This window comes from uncultured Eubacterium sp., assembly GCF_934561735.1.
Taxonomy (GTDB): Bacteria; Bacillota; Clostridia; order Oscillospirales; family Acutalibacteraceae; genus Eubacterium_R.
Map to the genome: position 1 here is coordinate 300,087 of NZ_CAKTGT010000001.1, position 18,987 is coordinate 319,073.

General features: G+C 42.6%; 19 protein-coding genes. 8 read left to right on the forward strand and 11 right to left on the reverse strand.

What is annotated here, in order from left to right:
• Positions 1–394: 394 nt before the first annotated feature.
• Together Q0E08_RS01350 and Q0E08_RS01355 are read left to right on the forward strand one after the other, a co-directional pair.
• A complete protein-coding gene (locus Q0E08_RS01350) occupies positions 395–619 on the forward strand; it encodes a hypothetical protein (RefSeq protein ID WP_294775350.1) in 225 nt (74 codons plus the stop codon).
• On the forward strand, positions 600–932 hold the full coding sequence (locus tag Q0E08_RS01355; protein ID WP_294775353.1) for a sigma factor-like helix-turn-helix DNA-binding protein: 333 nt from the start codon (positions 600–602) through the stop codon (positions 930–932). The genes Q0E08_RS01350 and Q0E08_RS01355 overlap by 20 nt, the downstream gene beginning before the upstream one ends.
• 171 nt (positions 933–1,103) lie before the next feature.
• Here Q0E08_RS01355 and Q0E08_RS01360 read toward each other — a convergent pair whose 3' ends face one another.
• The 9 genes from Q0E08_RS01360 to Q0E08_RS01400 all read right to left on the reverse strand — a co-directional run bounded on the left by Q0E08_RS01360 (position 1,104) and on the right by Q0E08_RS01400 (position 10,820).
• Positions 1,104–1,622 (reverse strand): TIGR04002 family protein, encoded by a 519-nt coding sequence (locus Q0E08_RS01360; protein WP_294775355.1) that lies wholly within the window; start codon positions 1,620–1,622, stop codon positions 1,104–1,106.
• A 96-nt stretch (positions 1,623–1,718) separates the two neighbouring features.
• The gene (locus Q0E08_RS01365) at positions 1,719–2,390 is read right to left on the reverse strand and encodes a PHP domain-containing protein (RefSeq protein ID WP_294775357.1); all 672 of its coding nucleotides are present in this window, start codon (positions 2,388–2,390) and stop codon (positions 1,719–1,721) included.
• Complete coding sequence (gene recG / locus Q0E08_RS01370; RefSeq protein WP_294775360.1) at positions 2,390–4,408, reverse strand: ATP-dependent DNA helicase RecG; 2,019 nt, start codon at positions 4,406–4,408, stop codon at positions 2,390–2,392. Before recG ends, Q0E08_RS01365 begins: the two co-directional genes overlap by 1 nt.
• A 67-nt stretch (positions 4,409–4,475) precedes the next feature.
• The gene (locus Q0E08_RS01375; protein WP_294775362.1) at positions 4,476–6,101 is read right to left on the reverse strand and encodes a DAK2 domain-containing protein; all 1,626 of its coding nucleotides are present in this window, start codon (positions 6,099–6,101) and stop codon (positions 4,476–4,478) included.
• Positions 6,102–6,116: 15 nt separating this feature from the next.
• Positions 6,117–6,491 carry an Asp23/Gls24 family envelope stress response protein gene (locus tag Q0E08_RS01380; protein ID WP_177663799.1) on the reverse strand — a complete coding sequence of 125 codons (375 nt, stop codon included), beginning with the start codon at positions 6,489–6,491 and terminating at the stop codon, positions 6,117–6,119.
• A gap of 26 nt (positions 6,492–6,517) precedes the next feature.
• Positions 6,518–8,005 carry an ABC transporter substrate-binding protein gene (locus Q0E08_RS01385; RefSeq protein WP_294775367.1) on the reverse strand — a complete coding sequence of 496 codons (1,488 nt, stop codon included), beginning with the start codon at positions 8,003–8,005 and terminating at the stop codon, positions 6,518–6,520.
• Positions 8,002–8,775, reverse strand: coding sequence for a TIGR00282 family metallophosphoesterase (locus tag Q0E08_RS01390; RefSeq protein WP_294775369.1), 774 nt, complete (start codon positions 8,773–8,775; stop codon positions 8,002–8,004). Before Q0E08_RS01390 ends, Q0E08_RS01385 begins: the two co-directional genes overlap by 4 nt.
• A gap of 128 nt (positions 8,776–8,903) precedes the next feature.
• Positions 8,904–9,269: a metal-dependent transcriptional regulator gene (locus Q0E08_RS01395; protein ID WP_294775371.1), complete on the reverse strand. Its 366-nt coding sequence runs from the start codon at positions 9,267–9,269 to the stop codon at positions 8,904–8,906.
• 24 nt (positions 9,270–9,293) lie between these two features.
• Positions 9,294–10,820 carry a sodium/proline symporter gene (locus Q0E08_RS01400; protein ID WP_294775373.1) on the reverse strand — a complete coding sequence of 509 codons (1,527 nt, stop codon included), beginning with the start codon at positions 10,818–10,820 and terminating at the stop codon, positions 9,294–9,296.
• Between the two features lie 138 nt (positions 10,821–10,958).
• On the opposite strand from Q0E08_RS01400, the gene murI reads away from it, so the two are divergent.
• Entirely contained in the window at positions 10,959–11,717 is a 759-nt protein-coding gene (gene murI / locus Q0E08_RS01405; RefSeq protein WP_294775375.1) for a glutamate racemase, read from the forward strand.
• A gap of 64 nt (positions 11,718–11,781) precedes the next feature.
• On the opposite strand, the gene Q0E08_RS01410 is transcribed toward murI, so the two are convergent.
• Entirely contained in the window at positions 11,782–12,933 is a 1,152-nt protein-coding gene (locus tag Q0E08_RS01410) for a cation diffusion facilitator family transporter (RefSeq protein ID WP_294775378.1), read from the reverse strand.
• Between the two features lie 183 nt (positions 12,934–13,116).
• On the opposite strand from Q0E08_RS01410, the gene Q0E08_RS01415 reads away from it, so the two are divergent.
• The 5 genes from Q0E08_RS01415 (at position 13,117) to Q0E08_RS01435 (ending at position 18,015) form a co-directional block, all read left to right on the forward strand.
• Entirely contained in the window at positions 13,117–14,865 is a 1,749-nt protein-coding gene (locus Q0E08_RS01415; RefSeq protein WP_294775380.1) for a class I adenylate-forming enzyme family protein, read from the forward strand.
• A 150-nt stretch (positions 14,866–15,015) separates the two neighbouring features.
• Complete coding sequence (locus Q0E08_RS01420) at positions 15,016–15,702, forward strand: TIGR00266 family protein (RefSeq protein WP_294775382.1); 687 nt, start codon at positions 15,016–15,018, stop codon at positions 15,700–15,702.
• Between the two features lie 181 nt (positions 15,703–15,883).
• Complete coding sequence (locus Q0E08_RS01425; protein WP_294775384.1) at positions 15,884–16,957, forward strand: macro domain-containing protein; 1,074 nt, start codon at positions 15,884–15,886, stop codon at positions 16,955–16,957.
• A 136-nt stretch (positions 16,958–17,093) separates the two neighbouring features.
• Positions 17,094–17,744 (forward strand): vWA domain-containing protein, encoded by a 651-nt coding sequence (locus Q0E08_RS01430; protein ID WP_294775386.1) that lies wholly within the window; start codon positions 17,094–17,096, stop codon positions 17,742–17,744.
• A gap of 121 nt (positions 17,745–17,865) precedes the next feature.
• Positions 17,866–18,015 (forward strand): helix-turn-helix domain-containing protein, encoded by a 150-nt coding sequence (locus tag Q0E08_RS01435; protein ID WP_294775388.1) that lies wholly within the window; start codon positions 17,866–17,868, stop codon positions 18,013–18,015.
• A 142-nt stretch (positions 18,016–18,157) separates the two neighbouring features.
• Here Q0E08_RS01435 and Q0E08_RS01440 read toward each other — a convergent pair whose 3' ends face one another.
• Positions 18,158–18,610, reverse strand: coding sequence for an RNA polymerase sigma factor (locus tag Q0E08_RS01440; RefSeq protein WP_294775390.1), 453 nt, complete (start codon positions 18,608–18,610; stop codon positions 18,158–18,160).
• Positions 18,611–18,987: the final 377 nt, after the last annotated feature.

Sequence of the window (18,987 nt, forward strand, 5' to 3'; positions counted from 1 at the left end):
TAACAAACTATAGGAGGACAGGTTACCCAAAACGGTTGCGGCTCCGTTTTGAGCGTATGAACATTATAGTAAAAATTTACTAACTTGTCAAGGGAAAAGTTAAAACATTTTTGGTAAATTATACAAAAATAGCAATGAAATTTTATGATGATGTTCATAAAATTAAATTGTTGCCTTTTAATAGACAAAAACAACGGTTTTTGTACCCATTGTCGATTTCTGTCGAGAAGTTTTTTGGACCTTTTTTCCAAAAAACATTGACATAATACAAATGTTCGACTAATATAAGCATTAGACAACGGCAGAAAACGAACATAAGTTCGACAGTGCATTTGTCATAAATTGACGAACCACTCAAGTCGATTTGAAGTTTAAAACGAAAGAAGGGCATAAGATGACAATTAATGAATTGGCTCATGAATATGAGCAGCAATACAAGGTTTTGAGTGCACGACTTGACGCAATGAAACCGTTACTTTGCGTGTATCGCGGCGAAGACCTTGTAACGCTGAGAAGAAAAATAAAAATATATTACGATATGGCTTGTGAATGCAGAAGAACGGCATCAATGCTTTTTGGATATTATGAGGAGGACAACAATGATGATAGATTTTATTAATAATTATTATTACGAGGATTATTCTGCGGTGGAGGGAATGGACAAGGAAAAGGCAAAGAAAAAGGCTTTTTCAACCGTTTTGCCTATAATTATGCAGGAGGAACTTACACCGATGCAAAGCGTCTGCCTAAGATACAGATATGAAAATCACAAAACACAGGCAGAAATCGCAAATTTGCTCAAGCTGTCACAACCGACCGTTTCCCGTCATATTTCATCGGCAAAGGAAAAGATGAACAACTCTCTCGGTTATTGCTACATAGCACTTTCAAAGGCTATTGATGAATACGACAGACTTGCAAATTCTATATAATCAGGCAGGTAATTGACGGCTGTTCAAGGCAGTTTTAATGCACCGTCACACCGTTTTTGCCTGTAATCTTACATACTATAATATGTATATAAATATAAAACTGACACAAACAAAAAGCGTTGCGGCAACAAAACCGTAACGCTTTTTTAAAAGGAAATTTATTATATTTGATTAAATATACTTTTGAATCTTAATTTTGTCGAGGACTGCACCGACAATAACAAACACGATTGCCGAACCCAATGCCTGCACGCATGAAAACGGCACGGATGTAAGTGCTGTAGGGAATGAATACATAAGTCCTTCGGCAACAAGATAACCGCCGATTGTCCAAAGACCGGATACAACGGTCATAAGTACAGTCCATTTTGTAATGATTTTGTGGTTTGTATTTCTTACAACAAGAATAAACGGAACAGCGTTGATTGCCTTGATGATTGCCGTGGCAGGTGCCCATTGAGGTGCACCCGAAATTACATCGGCAAGTGCTCCGCCGATAGCCGCAGCAAGTGATGCCCAAGGGCCGAGCAAACAGCCTGCAAGATAAATCATACTGTCACCGAAGTGAAGATAGCCCGAGTTGATGCCGGTAGGCATTTTGATAAAAGCTGTTGCAACACAAATCAGAGCCGCCATAAGACCTGTTATGCAAATGCGTTTTACTTTGTTGTTTTTGCTTGTTTTTTCCATAAAACATTCTCCCGTCTGTTTGTTAAATATAAGATATTATACAATACACTTAACCATTAAAACAGATATAGAAAAGAGAATGTTTTAGAGTACAGATTAATATGTTTTTATAAATTCAAAGTTCATTGATTTTAAGGTGTCGAGCAAATCGGCATTGTTGCGTATCGGCTTGTCTGTGATTATGCCGCCCCTTGCAAGTTGTTTCGGCACATGAAAGTCCGAACCCGATATCATCAGCTTGCCGTTTTGCTTTGCCCACGCTTCGGCTTTTTCGTTGCTTTTTTTGTCGGTTTTGCCGTTGTAGATTTCAACGCCGTCCAAATATTCGGGATTGCATCTGCGTATGCCGGGTCTGAACGGGTGAGCCTGATACACCAAATAGCCTTGGCTGTGCATAAGTTCGCTCATATCTTTTTCCCACAGGGCAAGCAAATTGCCTTGTTCCCTGAGCCATTTTTCGTCAACGCCGTAAATTAGGTAGTCGTTTGCCGTTGCGTAATGCCTAAGTTCCATTCCGAACATAACGGAAAAATTGTCGTCCTCGTATTTTTTCATCTCGTAATAAGGATTGATGTAGCAATCAATGAATTTTTTGGGATTAAAAAGTCCGTGGAGCAAATCAAAGGTCAGCGGACTGTAATGGTCGGTCAATACAATGCCCGAATAACCTTTTTCCTTGTACATTCTTGCAATGTCTTTCGGTTCGGTTCTGCCGCATTGACGGGAGCCGTATTTTGTGTGAGTGTGTAATTCGTATTTGTATTTCATCAATAGTCTGTCTTTCTGAACATATTTGAAATTTGCGTGCAAAGTTCCGGGAAATAATCAAGATTAGGGTCGTCTTTCAGTATGAATTTTGCACATTCACGGCTTTGCTCGAGAATTTTTGTGTCTTCAAGCATATCGGCGATTTTGAGTTGCGGCAGTCCGTGTTGCCTTGTGCCGAAAAAGTCGCCCGGGCCTCTTGTTTTGAGGTCGTAGTCTGCAATTTTAAAGCCGTCGGAGGTGGATTTAAGAAGTTTTAGGCGTTCAACCGAACTTTCGGATTTGTTGTCGGATACCAAAATGCAAAAGCTTTTGTCCTTGCCTCTGCCTACTCGCCCTCTTAGCTGGTGAAGCTGTGACAAACCGAATCGGTCGGCGTTTTCAATCAGCATAACGGTTGCACTCGGTACATCAACACCAACCTCAACAACAGTGGTTGAAACAAGAATTTGCACATTTCCGTTTGCAAATTCCTGCATAACCTTGTCCTTTTCTTTTGGCTTCATTTTGCCGTGGAGAAGCCCCAAGTTATAGCCTTGGAACACTTGAGTTGACAGCTTGTCGGCATATTCCTTTGCGGATATGAGGTCGCTTTCGTTGTCGTCAACAAGTGAGCACACAATGTATGCCTGGTTGCCGTTGTCAACAGCGTTTTTGATGAATTTGTATATTCTTTGATGATATGCGCTTGTTACCAAATCGGTGCGGATTTCCTGCCTGCCGGGCGGAAGTTCGTTGAGCACGCTTATGTCCAAATCGCCGTAAATAATCAGCCCCATGGTTCTCGGAATCGGTGTTGCGGACATAACGAGAAGATGCGGATTGTTGCCTTTCATAGCAAGGTTTGAGCGTTGTTCAACACCGAATCTGTGCTGTTCGTCCGTGCAAACAAGACCGAGATTTAGGAATTCAACATCGTTTTGAATAAGCGCGTGTGTGCCGATAATCAAATCAATTTGACCCTCGGACAGAGCAAGTTTGATTTTTTTCTTTTCTGCCGCCTTTGTTGAGCCTGTCAGCAGTGCAATGTTGATGTTTGTGCCGTCAAACAGCTTGCAAAAACTGTTGTAATGCTGGGTGGCAAGAATTTCGGTCGGTGCCATCATTGCGGCTTGGTATCCGTTTTTGATGACGGTGTACATAACCGCACCGGCAACGGCGGTTTTGCCTGAACCGACATCGCCCTGTATCAGTCGGTTCATCTGCCTGTCGCTTTGCAAATCGGCTACGCAGTCGGCAACCGCTTTTTTCTGTGCATTTGTCGGAGTAAAAGGCAGAAGCGAGTAAAATTCGTTGCTGAAGTCGTTTGACATTTTCAGCATATTTTTTGTTGCACGCTTGCTTTTAAGTTTCATCAAGCCGAGTTGAAGCGTAAGCAGTTCTTCAAAAATCAGTCTGCGTCGTGCAATTTCTATATTTTCTTCTTTGCTCGGAAAGTGAATTTGCCTGATCGCAAAATCAAGCGGGCAAAGATTGTATTCTGCTTGTATATATTCGGGCAGAGTATCGTTTATTTTGCCGATTTTTTCCAATCCTGCTTTTACAACCTTTTCTATGATTTTTGACGAAAGGTTTGTAGTTGCGGGATAAATCGGCTCAATGCCCGTTGCCTTTTCGGCTTTTTCGATTTGAGGGGAGCTCATCGACGCTTCGGTAAAAGTTTTGTCAACCTTGCCGTAGAGTATGTAATCGTCAAATGTACGCAATGATTTTGCAAGGTAAACATTGTTAAAAATCGTTACATGGATAACGGTTTCTCCGTCGGTAAAGTTGCATTTGTACAGCATAAGTCCTTTTCGGATTTTAGCTTCTTTAACAGGTGTAATCATTGTGGCTTTGATAAATGCCGTGTCGCCCGATTGAACATCTTTTACGTTCAGCGTTTTGCTCCAGTCAATGTATTTTCTCGGATAAAAGTGAATAAGGTCCTCCAAAGTGTAAATGCCCAACTTATTGAAAAGTCGGGCTCTTTTATCTCCTACACCTTTTATGAATTGTATGCTGTAATCACTGTAATCCATAATATAAGACCTTGAATTTAAAGGTAAATAATCGTTTGTCGGCGGTTCGCCGTTACGATAGATTTTGTTATTCCACCGAGATGAGGTAGTAGTATACCGGCTGTCCGCCGTTAACTATGCTCACTTCAATGTTGCTTTGGTATTTTTCGGTGAGTTTTTCTTCAATCTTTTGTGCGTCCTCTTCGGTTGCGTCCTCGCCGTAAATAATTGTTACAAGTGCATTTTCGTCGGGGTTGAACAGTTCGTCCGTTGCGGAAAATGCAATTTCTTCCTTGTTTTCGCCTATGAATTTGATTGCACCGTTGCAAAGGCCCATAATCTGACCTTCTTTAATCGGCTTGCCGTCAACCTCGCTGTCACGGGCGGCAAATGTAACCGATGCGGTTTGCACGGCTCCTGCCATTTGCATCATTGTGTCAACATTCTCTTCCTTGCCTGCGGTTTCGTCAAACGCAAGCATTGCCGAAATGCCCTGCGGCACCGTCTTGGTTTCAAGCACGATAACTTCTCTGTCCTTTACGCTGTTTTTTGCCATTTGTGCCGCCATAATGATGTTTTTGTTGTTTGGCAAAACATATACAACCTTAGCCGGAACTTTAAGTACGGCTTTGATTATGTCGTCCGTTGACGGATTCATCGTCTGTCCGCCGCTTACAACAATGTCTGCTCCGAGGTCGGAGAACAATTCTGCAAGACCGTCACCTGCACAAACGGATACAAAGCCGTATTCGTTTTCAGGCTCAACAATCTCGTTTTCGTCACTCTTTTCAGGTTCTTCCTGTTTTGGAGTGGCAAGGTTTTGTATATTGATGTCAAAAAGTTGACCGTATTTTGTAGCAGTTTGCACAATCGTTCCAAGCTGTTCACTTGTAACTTTAACTGTAATTTTGCCGTTTTCCTCGTGCACTTCAACATTTGTACCGATTGCTTCAAGATATGCACGGAGCTTGATGGAGTCGCTCTCTTTTGCACCGTGTTCCTTTTGGATGACAAATTCACATTCGTAGCCCGTTTGAGCTTTTTCGTCGGACAAATCGGACTTTTTATCCGCAATGGCTTCCTCGCCGATAGGGCGGATTATCACATCGTTGATAAATACGGATTTAATGCCCTCGAGTATGAGTACAAAGCCCTGACCGCCGGCATCCACAACGCCTGCCTGCTTAAGAACAGGAAGCATATCCGGAGTTTTTGCAAGTGCTTCCTTTGCCGCTTCAAGTGCCGCTAAGAATACTTCAACCGGTTCGTTGTTGCTCGGTGCAAATTCTTCTGCAGCTTCGGCGGCACATCTTACAACCGTAAGTATTGTGCCCTCGGTCGGCTTCATAACAGCTTTGTATGCTGCGTCACTGCCCATGCGGAATGCCCGTGCAATATCGTTGCCGTCAGCTTTTTCAAGACCTTTGAACGCCTTTGAAAAACCACGGAATATAAGCGAAAGAATAACGCCGGAGTTACCTCTTGCACCCCTGAGAAGTGCGGAAGCAACACGCTTTGCAACATCGCCGAGGTCGCTGTCGTCCTCCATATTCTTTATGTCGTCCGATGCCGATGCGATGGTCATCGACATATTTGTGCCTGTGTCGCCGTCCGGAACAGGGAAAATATTAAGTGCGTCAACCGCCTGTCTGCTGTTTGATATGTTGTTTGCGGCGGAAATAACTCCGTCGCGTAACATCTGTCCTGTAATCATGGTTATCCTCCGAGATTAGTTAATACTGTCGATACCTTCGACATGAACATTTACTTCGGAAACCTTCAAGTCTGTGGTGCTTTCGATAGTGTAGCGAACTTTGTTTACTATGCTGTCCGCAATGGCATTGATGTTTACACCGTATGACACAGCGATAGAAAGGTCAACCACTAATGCGCCGTTGACGCTCTTGATTGTTACACCCTGATTTGATGTGTCAAGGTCTGCACCGTCAACCCTGCTTTTTATGGCATACTTTATTGTTTGCACAGGGTTTGCATTCACCATTCTTGTAACGCCGAAGCAGCTTTGTGCCGCATTGCCTACAAGCCTTGCAAAGTAGTTGTTGGTGATTTCTATATATCCGTTTGGATTTTCGTATTTAATCATAAAGTTCTCCTTTTTATGAGTGTCGGTTAATTGTAATACCAATCGTCTATGTTGGCAAAGAAGTTGCCGTAATATCCCTGCATATCGCCGTGCATAGCCTTTGAATAGCAGATAACTCCTTTTCTGTACACAACCGGTACAAACGGAATTTCGTTTGAAAATGAAAGAATAAATTTGCCGAGTTCACCGCCGTTGTTGATGTAATCTTTGTATAGCTTTGCGGTGTTGCTGTCGGTTTTCATACCGTAATGGGTTTTGCCCGATTTGTCAAAAAATGACGAAAGCCGCATATCGTTCGGTATCTTTGTTTCGGCAACATAAATATCGTAGTTGCTGTATTTTAACGCATCGTTAAATACCTTTTGGCTGTAGCTTTTAACGGTTACTTTAAATCCTACGGCTTCTAACTGCTGTGCCGCAAGTTTTGCAAGGGCAATCCTGTTTTCGTTTTGATTTGTTACGATTTTAAGCGTCAGTTGGCTTGCCTTGTATCCGCTTTTGATTATCGCCTGTTTTGCCGCCGCAGTGTCTGCCGAGTCGGCAAAAATCGCTGTTTCTCTGCCTATCTTGGACATAGGGTTAAACGGTGATGTTGCGGCTCTTGCGTAGCCTTGGTAAGCACTTTTTGCAAGCGTTCCTCTGTCTATCGCAAGCGAAATCGCACGCCGAATGTCGGCATTTGATGTTATGCCCATTGTGGTGCGAAGCCCCAAAAATACCATATTGTTGAGGTTAACCTGCTTCTTGTTGCACTTCAGCCTTGCAACGGTTTCGTTTGTTTCGTCACGGTATGCGTAGCTGATGTTGCCTATATTCAGTGCATTGTTGATTGATTCCGCCGACGGAACATTTACAAGCTGAATTTTTGTAAATCGAGGGTTAAATTTTTCTTTGTATTCGTTGTTTTTTTCTGCGTACAACTTGCCGTTTTCTTCAAGAAATTTATATTTGCCGCTTCCGAGAGGGTATTTGCTTTTTGAAGAATTTTTTGCAACATAAAATGTTAAAAGTTGATGTGCATACGGATTTGCGTATGACAATTTGAATTTAACCGCCGTGTCGCTTGTTGCGGTTGCACTGTAAATCGGAGTCAAGCTGTTTTTCCATCTCGGTGAGCTTTGTGCATTGTAAAATGATGATACAACATTTTTTGCCGTAAGCGGTGTACCGTCCGAAAATTTAAGCCCGCTGACTATTGTTACCGACAGCGTGTGAGCGTCCTCATAAGTGTAGGAACTTGCAATTTCGGGCACAGCTTCAAAGCTTTCGTCCGTTCTGAACAGCGGCTCATACACAAGGTCGTCTGCCGTTTGGTTGTTCAGCGTTGTGGCTTCAAACGGATTGAGCGAGTCCGACTGGCTGTAGCTGATTTTAAAATTGTCGGTGTCCTCCGTAACCTGTGCGGTTGTTTGCAAAACAAGCTCGTGCTGTTCGGGCACTTCGCTTTTGCAACCGGTAAACAAGGCGGCGATTACGGCAAATACACAAAGTACTGCCACTGCCTTTTTGGTCATTTTCTGAACCTTTCTATATGGGTTGTTTTGCCGGTTCGGTCGTCAATTTCAATCACAACGCCTTCCATGGTGCACGGACCGTCGGGATTGGTAAATCTTACCGGCAAATTTGTTTTCATTTTTTGTATTGCAACTTCGGGAGTTACGCCCAAAACGGAATAGTAAGGGCCTGTCATACCAATGTCGGTGATGTAGCCCGTGCCGTTTGGCAAAATCTGCTCATCGGCAGTTTGCGTGTGGGTGTGGGTGCCAAAGACAGCCGAAACCTTGCCGTCAAGGTAAAAGCCCATACCCTTTTTCTCTCCGGTTGCTTCTGCGTGAAAGTCAACTATTATGATGTTGGCACCGTCATTCTTGACCTTTTCGATTTCGTCATCAATGCTGTCAAACGGATTGATGATGTTGTCAAGGTAAACAGCACCCTGCAAATTGATAATTGCCACTCGGTTTTTGCCTTTGTCGAGAATAACCGAGCCGTTGCCGGGAGCAGACGGATGATAGTTGCACGGACGGATGATGAATTCGTTTTCGTCAAGATAGTCTGCAATTTCGGGTCTGCGAAGAGAATGGTTGCCCAAGGTGATTACATCTGCACCGCTTGTAAAAATGTGCTGTGCACTTTTCGGTGTTATGCCGTTGCCGACCGCACTGTTTTCACCGTTTACAATAACAAAATCCGCCTGATGTTCTTTTTTTAGCTTTGGCAAATTATCACGCAAATAATCACAGCCTTGGCTTGACACAACATCACCTATGGCCAATATCTTCACTTTTTCACCGCCCGTTACCGTATAATCGATTTTATTATATATTATATTAATCTAAAAAACAATATATATTTTGTAAATAAATCGGCTCCCCTTGATTACATAACAAGAAGAGCCGTGATTGGTTGTTATTATTTTATGTGTTCGTTGAGGTGCTTTTTGAACGCTTCCAAAGTTTTGTCGGATATAACATGTTCCATTTTGCAAGCGTCCTGTGCAGCCGTTTTTTCGTCAACACCGAGCAAAACAAGCGTTTTGGTAAGTATGGTGTGCCGCTCGTAAATTTTCATTGCCAAATCCATACCTGAGTCGGTAAGTTCAAGATAGCCTTTTGGGTCAACGGTCAAATAGCCGTCACGCTTGAGTATGCTCACGCCTCTGCTGACGCTCGGTTTTGAAAATCCCATTTCTTCCGCAACATCTATTGAGCGAACATCTCTGTTTTTTTGATACAAAACATATATCGTTTCAAGATACATTTCGCCTGATTCGTGCAATTTTTACACCCCTTTTTGTGAAAATTACTTGATTTTTTTAACTTCTTCAAATGCCTTGACAATATCCTCATCAGGAGCTTTTGTGCAAAGTGAAACAATTACATTCACTGCAAGACCCGTAAGGAATGCCGGCAAGAGTTCGTAAATGTTGAAAATCGGTGAAAGCCCTGCAATGACAAACTTCCAAAGGAATACCATTGCACCGCCGGCAAAGATACCTGCGATTGCACCGTATTTGTTTGAACGCTTCCAGAAAAGCGAAAGAAGAACAACAGGTCCGAACGCAGCACCGAAGCCTGCCCAAGCAAACGAAACAATGCCGAATACCGAACTGTTTGAATCCCAGGCGATTACAACACCGATAACGGAAATGATAACAAGGGTAAGTCTTGCAACAATCATTTTTGCGGTTTCCGAAAGGTCAAGTTTGAAAAGACCGCCGAGGAGATTTTCGCTTGCCGATGATGAAGCAGCCAAAAGCTGACTGTCCGAAGTTGACATTGTTGAAGCAAGGATGCCGGCAAGGATAACACCTGCGATAAGTGCCGGAACAATGCCTTCTTGGCTGAGTGCGTTTGAAATTTGAATGATGATGGTTTCGCTGTCTTTGAAGTGCTCGATTGCACCGTTTGTAACCATTCCTCTGCCGACAATACCGATTGCGATTGCGATGAACATAGAGATTACAACCCAAACGGAAGCAACACGGCGGGAAATCTTGATTTTGTTAGGATTTTCGATAGCCATAAATCTGAGGAGAATGTGAGGCATACCGAAGTAGCCGAGACCCCAAGCGAGTGTGGAAACAACGCTGATTGCACCGAAAGCCGTTGAAGTGTTGCCCTCATCGTGGTGCACGGCAAACAGATCAAGATAGCCGTTGAGCTGATGTGCGTTGTTCATAACTGCGTCAATACCGCCTGCCTTTGAAACGCCGAAAATAAGCACGATAACAAGTGCAACTGTCATAATGATTGACTGGATAAGGTCGGTTACGGATGCCGCATTAAATCCGCCGAGTGAAGTGTAGCCCACAATAACGATTGCCGACACAATCATTGCGATGTGGTAGTCAATGCCAAACAATGTGCCGAAAAGCTTGCCGCATGCACTGAAGCCCGAAGCGGTGTACGGTACAAAAAAGATGATGATAATCAAAGCCGCAAGAGCCATAAGGATTTTTTTGTCGTCTTTATATCTCAATGAAAAATAGTCAGGAATTGTGATTGCACCGATGTGTGCCGAATAGTTACGCAATTTTTTTGCAACGATGAGCCAGTTGAGATAAGTGCCGACTGCAAGACCGATTACGGTCCAGCCAACTTCTGCACAACCCGAAAGGTATGCAAGTCCCGGCAAACCCATAAGTAAATAACTGCTCATATCCGAAGCCTCGGCACTCATTGCCGTAACGATAGGGCCGAGTTTTCTGCCGCCGAGGTAAAAGTCGCCTACATTTTTTGTCTTTTTTGCATAAGCAACACCTATTAAAAGTACACTGATTAAATATACCACAATAGATATCATTATACATATTTGTGCTGATGTCATTTGTTTTTCCTCCGTTGAAAATATACTACAATATCATACCATAAATTGTATAATAATGCAAATGTTTTGCACATTGAAAAATATCGGGCGTTGTGATATGATAAAATTCGGTTGAATTAATACAAAGAAGGTATCAAAATGAACAACAATCCAATCGGATATTTGGACTCCGGCATAGGCGGAGTAACCGTTTTGAGAAAAACGGTTAAGCTTTTGCCAAACGAAAATTATTTCTTTTTCAGCGACAGTGCACACAATCCTTACGGCGACAAAACCGACGAGGAGGTTATTGCAAGATGTGACGAGATTGTGCAGCTTATGATTCAAAAAAATTGCAAGGCTGTTGTGCTTGCGTGCAACACCGCTTCGGCAAAAGCGGCAGGTTTTTTGAGAGAAAAGTATGATTTTCCGATTGTAGCGATTGAGCCGGCGTATAAAATGGTGCACGATAATAATCCCGACGGTGCAACCCTTGTTATGGCTACAAAGGGCACTATCGAGAGCGAAAAATTCCACAAGCTTTTTTATAAATATTACAACGAAAATACCGCACTTATGCCGTGCGTGGGACTTGCCGATATAATCGAAAAAGGCGATGGGGCGGAAATAAAAAAGTATCTGTTTGAAAATCTTGCCGAATATGTCGGTTTGGTTGACAATGTTGTGCTCGGTTGTACCCACTATCCGCTTATTAAAGACGAAATAAGTGCCGTTTTGGGCAATGTAAAATTTTTTGACGGCTCTGTCGGAGTGTCAAAGCAATTAAAAAGAGTGCTTGAGAAAAACGACCTTTTGTCGTCCTCGCAAACACTCGGAACAGTTGAATTTGTTGACAGTTCGGCGGACGAAGCCACCCGAATTGCAAAGCAAAAAAGATTTTTTGAATTGTTAAAATAAATTTTTACCGTAGGGGCGAACTGTGTTCGCCTCTCTTTTTATTTCTCTTGCAACAAAGCCTACATTATATAAATGAATGTTCAATAACCATCACAATTTCAAGCGTCGAATCCTTTTCTTTAAATCTCTTTATAAGGTCGGCGCTGATTTGTGCTTTTTTGTCGTCATCGCAAAACGGAATAATCAAGTCAAAAATCAAGTTTGTATGTGTTTCGCCCTTAACAACTCTGAAATCGTGGAAGGTGAATTCGCTGTCGTAATTTGCAATAACTTCTTTTGCAAGAGCCTTGTAGCGGTCAACTTCTTTGTCGTCAACAACAATCGGGTCCATATGTATGCACATAATTATGCCGAGTTCCTTGTTGATTTTTGATTCCACATTGTCTATAACATCGTGTAGCTTCATCACATCAATGTTGGACGGCACTTCTGCGTGGGCACTTGCGATAATTCTGCCCGGTCCGTAGTCGTGCACAATCAAATCGTGTACGCCGAGGATGTATTCCGGCTCAAGCATAATACGCTCGATATTGTCAACAAGTTCCTTTTTCGGCGGTTGACCAAGCAGGGGAGATATGATTTCTTTTGCTATGTCAATGCCTCCGAGCAGGATAATAACCGCAACGCAAAGACCGATTGCACCGTCTATCCAAGCAAGCTTGAAAAGGTGCGACACGGTGATTGCAATAATCGTTGCACCTGTTGAAATGCAGTCGTTCAGGCTGTCTTGTCTAACGGCTTTGAGGTTGATGTTGTCGGTGTGCTTGTAAAGTTTGTTGTTAAAATACGCCATCCACAGCTTAACAAGAATAGAAGCACCGAGAATAACAATGTAAACAATGCTGAAGTTGAGTTCTTCGGGATGAATTATTTTTTGTACAGAACTTTTTGCAAGCTCAAAACCCATTATCAGAATAAGAGCCGAAACGGCAAGGGCGGATATGTATTCCATTCTGCCGTGACCGAACGGGTGCTCCTTATCAACCGGCTTTTTGGACAGCTTTGCACCCACTATCGTTACTCCGTTTGACGCAACATCCGAAAGGTTGTTGAGTGCATCTGCCGTAATGGAAATAGAGCCTGACAGTTTGCCGACAATAAATTTAAAAAGTGCAAGCAGTATGTTGCAGAATATTCCCACTCCGCCGCTCAAAACGGCAAAGGCTTCTCTGTCAAATTTTTTCTTTTCTCCGAGATTTATTAAAAATCGAGTCATCTTATCACCTTATCAGATAATATGGTTTGATTATAGCAGTTATTCAACATTTTTTCAACCGAACCGGAAAATAAAGAATTATAAAATTATTATAAAAAATCTATTAATATTTTTTAAAAAGGTAGATTTTTATTTTTTTATTAGTTATAATACCGATACATCGAAAGATTAAGGAGATTTGTTATGAATACACCTAAAGCACCGTGGCTAAAGTATTTCGGCGATATGCCTGCTCATCTTGATTATCCTAAGGGTTCAATGTATGAGGCGGTAAAAGAGTCCGCAATTACCAAAAAGAAGATGAACAGCGTTGCGTATGAGTTCCAGGGCAAAAAGACAAATTACAAGCAGTTTTTGAACAAAATCGAGGTTCTCGGCAAGGCTTATAAAAGTATCGGCATTGACGAGGGCGATATGGTCACCGTTTGTATGCCTAACACTCCGCAGGGCGTAGATACTTTTTATGCTCTTAACAGAATCGGTGCCGTGCCGGCAATGATTCATCCGCTTTCAGCTGTGGGCGAAATTGCATTCTATATCAACTCAACTCAAAGCAAGGCGGTTTTGGTTGTTGATTTGTTTTACGAAAAGGTGCTTGAGGCACTCAAACAGGTTAAGCATCCCGTTAAGGTTGTTGTTGCTCATATCAAGGATGAGCTTCCGTTTCCGCTTAATATGCTTTATCCTCTTACCGTCAAGAAAAAGCCTGCTCCGCTTCCAAAGGATAACAAAAATGTTATCGACTGGTCCGATTTTATTTCGGGCGGCAAAAAGGTTAAACTTTCGGATAAATTCCCTAAGGCAGAGGACACAGCCGTTATTTTGTTCTCGGGCGGTACAACAGGTACTTCAAAAGGTATCCAGCTTACAAACCTCAATATGAATGCCCTTGCGGCTCAGGTTGCGGCAAATGCCGGCTTTACAATGGAGGGACTCCGTATGTTCTCCGTTATGCCGCTTTTCCACGGTTTCGGCTTGGGTGTAGGTATTCACACCGCACTTATGGCAAGCGGAACATGTATCATTATTCCGCAGTTTACAATCAAAACATATGCAAGAGATGTAAAGAAATACAAGCCTAATGTTATCGTAGGTGTTCCTACTCTTTATGAGGCACTTCTTCGCAGTGAGGGATTTGATTTTGACCTTTCGTTCCTCCGTGGTATGTTCTGCGGCGGCGACTCGCTTTCCGTTGAACTTAAAAAGAAAGTTGACAAGTTCCTTAAAGACCACAATGCAACAATTCAGGTCAGAGAGGGCTACGGCACAACAGAGTGCGTAACTGCTTCCTGCCTTACCCCTTACGATACTTACCGTGAGGGCAGTATCGGTATTCCGCTTTCGGATACATATTACAGCGTTGTTGACCCGCATAACGATAAGGAACTTCCATACGGCGAAGAGGGCGAAATTTGTATTTGCGGTCCTACGGTTATGAAAGGTTATCTCAACAACGCAGAGGAAACCGCTTCAACTCTCCGCAGACACGAGGACGGCAATTTGTGGCTTCATACAGGCGACCTCGGCTATATGGATGAGGACGGCTTTGTGTATTATAAGCAGAGAATGAAGCGACTCATTATTGTTTCGGGCATCAATGTTTATCCGTCACAGGTTGAAAATGCTATTGATGCTCATCCCGATGTTCTTCTTTCTTGTGCTGTCGGTATTCCTGACCCATACAAAATGCACGTTGTAAAGGCATTTGTTGTTCTTCGTCAGGGTGTTGAACCGTCGGATAAGATTAAAGAAGAAATTATCGAAAACTGTAAAAAGAATGTTTCACGCTACGGCGTTCCGAGAGAAATCGAGTTCCGCACCGAGTTGCCGAAAACTTTGGTCGGCAAGGTTGCTTACCGAGTTCTTGAAGAAGAGGAAGCCGCAAAGTACGAAGAAAAGAAAAAAGCAGAAGCTGAAGAAAATAAGCAATAAATTTATTAAGACTTCCCATACACAAGGGAAGTCTTTTATGTTTTGCACAAAAATCAATAGGTAAATATAGAAATAACGATAATTGTTTTTTGTATGATTATGTGATAATGTATAATTGAACAGAATATAAAAATAAAAAGGAGGTCCTATATGAAATACGAAATTAAGGGCGGAAGCTTTCCGGTTGCCGTTTGTCAACTTGACGCAGGCGAAACAATGATTACCGAGGGCGGCGGAATGAGCTGGATGTCGCCTAATATGAAGATGGATACCATAGGCGGCGGAATGAGCAAAATTCTCGGCAGAATGTTCTCGGGTGAAAAAATATTCCAAAACAAATATACGGCAGAGGGCGGCAACGGCGAAATTGCGTTTGCAAGCTCTTTCCCGGGCGATATTTTGGCATTGGAAGTTTCACCAAACAACGATTATATTGTGCAAAAAAGTGCATTCCTTGCTTCAACAACGGGTGTTGACCTTTCTGTCTTTTTTCAAAAGAAACTAGGCTCGGGATTTTTCGGCGGCGAAGGTTTTATTATGCAAAAACTTTCGGGCAACGGCATTGCATTTATTGAGATTGACGGCTCGGCTGTTGAATATGAACTTGCACCGGGTCAGCAGATTGTTGTTGATACGGGCCATGTTGTTATGATCTCAGGCTCGTGCTCAATGGATGTTCAAACAGTTAAGGGTGCAAAAAATATTCTTTTCGGCGGCGAGGGTCTTTTCAATACGGTTGTAACCGGTCCGGGCAAGGTTGTTCTTCAAACAATACCTACCGTTAAGCTTGCAGAGGCTATCGCACCGTATATTCCTACGCAATCATCTTCAAATTAATTCGCAATTAATAAAGTTTTAAAAGGCTGTGACGCAGGGCATTTTCGCAATTCGTCACAGTCTTTTTATTTATATGTTCTTGCCGATGTCTGAAAAAACGGACTTCATTCCTGTTTTTGTTGAATTATTCCGTTTGTTTGGTATAATTAAATTGTAATTAAGTTAAGTTTGGAGAATCGATATGCCTTTTCAGATAGTACGAAACGATATAACAAAAATGGAAGTTGATGCCATTGTCAATGCGGCAAATCCAACCTTGTTGGGCGGAGTGGACGGTGCCATTCACAGTGCCGCAGGACCCGAGTTGCTTGAGGAATGCAAAACTCTGCACGGCTGTGATGTCGGCGAGGCAAAGGCAACAGCCGGGTATAATCTTCCGGCAAAATATGTAATTCATACCGTCGGTCCGATTTGGCAGGGCGGCAATAATCATGAACAGCAAAAATTGAATTCGGCATATATCAATTCTCTGTATTTGGCAAAAAAATTAGGCGTTAAAACCATTGCGTTCCCGTTGATTTCATCGGGTGTGTACGGCTATCCAAAGGCGGAAGCACTCAAGGTTGCAACAAAGGCTATTGCCAAGTTTTTGCAGTATAATGATATGATGGTCTATCTTGTGATTTTTGACCCGGCATCGTTCAAAATCGGTAAAACCCTTTTTGATGACATTGAAAAATATATTGACGACAGGTATGTTGCCGAAAATGCAGAGCCGTTTTATTCAGAAGAAACTCCGACGCCCGATATAAAATGTGCCGATGTCAGCCAAAGAATAGAACCGCCTTGCGAAAACAGCGGTATCCGTTATAGCAGAAACACGAGTTTTGAGCCGTCGGTTTGTTATGACGATATGTTGGCATCGTCAGATGATTATGCCGAAATTTGCGGAGATTTGATTGAAAAAATCAAAGACGAGAGTTTTTCTGAAATGTTGCTTCGCAAAATTGACGAAAGCGGAATGAAAGACAGCACCTGTTACAAAAAGGCGAATATCGACCGAGGCTTGTTCTCCAAAATCAGGTCAAATCCTCAGTATAAACCAAGCAAAGCCACGGCTTGTGCGTTTGCGATTGCACTCGAAATGTCAATAGACGAAACCAATGAGTTGTTGCTAAAGGCAGGCTACGCTCTTTCTCACAGCAGTAAATTTGATATTATTATTGAATATTTTGTTACTCACGGGATTTATGATATTTTTACAATAAACGAGGTTTTGTTTGCAATGGATCAAGCAACTTTAGGCTCTAAATAAGAGGTAGCAGACTGTCGATAAAGCTCCTGAGCCACGCAGAAATGTAGAACGCCATTCTACCTTTTTGGCTATGCAATCTCCTATAATTAACTTGTAAGGTTAACAGCCGAGCAAATAATTTATAGGAGATTTTATTATGACTAATCAAAACAATGTTACGGAAATGGTATTTATTTTGGACCGTTCGGGTTCAATGGCAGGGCTTGAAAGCGATACAATCGGAGGCTTCAATTCTCTGATTGAAAAGCAAAAGAAGCTTGACGGAAAAGCATATGTTTCAACCGTTCTTTTTGACAATTTGACAGAGGTTGTCCACGACAGAGTTGAAATTCAAAACATCAAGCCTATGACCGAAGAGGAGTATTTTGTCAGAGGCTGCACGGCGTTGATTGATGCAATCGGCGGTGCAATTCATCACATTGCCAACATTCACAAGTATGCAAGACCCGAGGATGTTCCGAGTCACACGGTTTTTGTCATCATAACCGACGGAGCAGAAAATGCGAGCCGTCATTACACAAGCGACCGTGTTAAGGCTATGATAGAAAAAGAAAAGGAACAGTACGGCTGGGAATTTATGTTTATCGGTGCAAATATTGACGCTGTTGAAACCGCAAGAGAATACGGAATTGACGAAAGCAGGGCGGTCAATTACAATGCCGACACCGTTGGCACAAGCATTGTTTATGAAGCTGTTGAATCGGCGGTAAATTCCATACGTTTTTCAAATGAATTGCGTAGTGATTGGAACGCACCGATTATCAAAGATTACGAAAACAGAAAATAATAATGTTTAAATATAGTGATTAAAGGAGCAAATTATGGCATTGAACAAGTCCTTAAAAAATGGATAACAGAAAAAAGGGACCTCCTATGGTAGAATAAAAACTATCATAGGAGGTTTTGTTGTGCCAAGAGAACATAGACATATTGAACAATATGAAAATAAATTGTTAGATTTGAGAAATCAAGGTCAAACATATAAAGAAATAGCAGATAGGTTGGGTTTTAGTAAGAAACAGATAGAAAAGTTTTTTGAAAGGTATCGAATTAATTAACGAAAAATAAAATCAGGTAAATCAATACGTAAGAGAGGCAGACCCTGCAAGAACACAGATAACGGAATACCACCGTCAATTCAAAAGTCAGATGAGTTTGCACAAATGTGATATATAATCTTCACATATGAAGGAATAATATTTATATATAAAAAGAGTATGTAATAGTATACATTATCCAACACCAGAAAAGTTTTTTCATGCGTTCAAGGCCACGCTTGATCGACTGGCGAATAGACTCCTCATGTACGCTCTCGGCCTCGGCAATTTCCTTGATGCTCTTTCCGAGAATGATGTGGGCATCAATCCTGCGACCCTGGATCTCCGGCAAAGAGTTGAGTGCGTTCCACAGACGGATGAACAGCTCCATGCGCTCCAGAAGCTCCTGGGGCGTTTGCTCATGCAGGCAGGCGGAATATTCGATCCCGTCATCGCAGTCCAGCGAATACTGCGCCTTATGCAGGGAGAGCCGCCGCTGGTAGGCCATTTCGTGCCGGGCATCGGCCACAAATACTTCGGCTACCTCGTCAGAAACCTCGATAAACTGATCCTGTGTGTACCAATAATAAAAATCCTTCAGATTGATTGTAGTCATAAATAAACCTCCGTTTCGGTGTTGTGTGGATGAGTGACCGAAACGGGGCTTGGCGGGGAGCGGCACCCCGGGGAGCCGCCCCGCACCTCGGGACAATTTGTTTCGAAGTACAAAAAAGCGCCTGGGCGACACAAAGCCGCACAGACGCATGAAATTATATATTCATTTATGTACTGCCAAATTGCACACCGACCGCCGGATTGATCCTGCTGGGCAGGTGGGCTTTTTTTTGACAGGTTAGGGGGATGGAAAATAAGCGAGAGCACAGCGACACCTCCATGTAGGGCCGCCATACTTCGTTAGGTTATATACTCATAAAGAAACGGCGGCTTGATAAACTCAAAACCGCCGTTTCCATTGCACCGCAGGCCATTCAA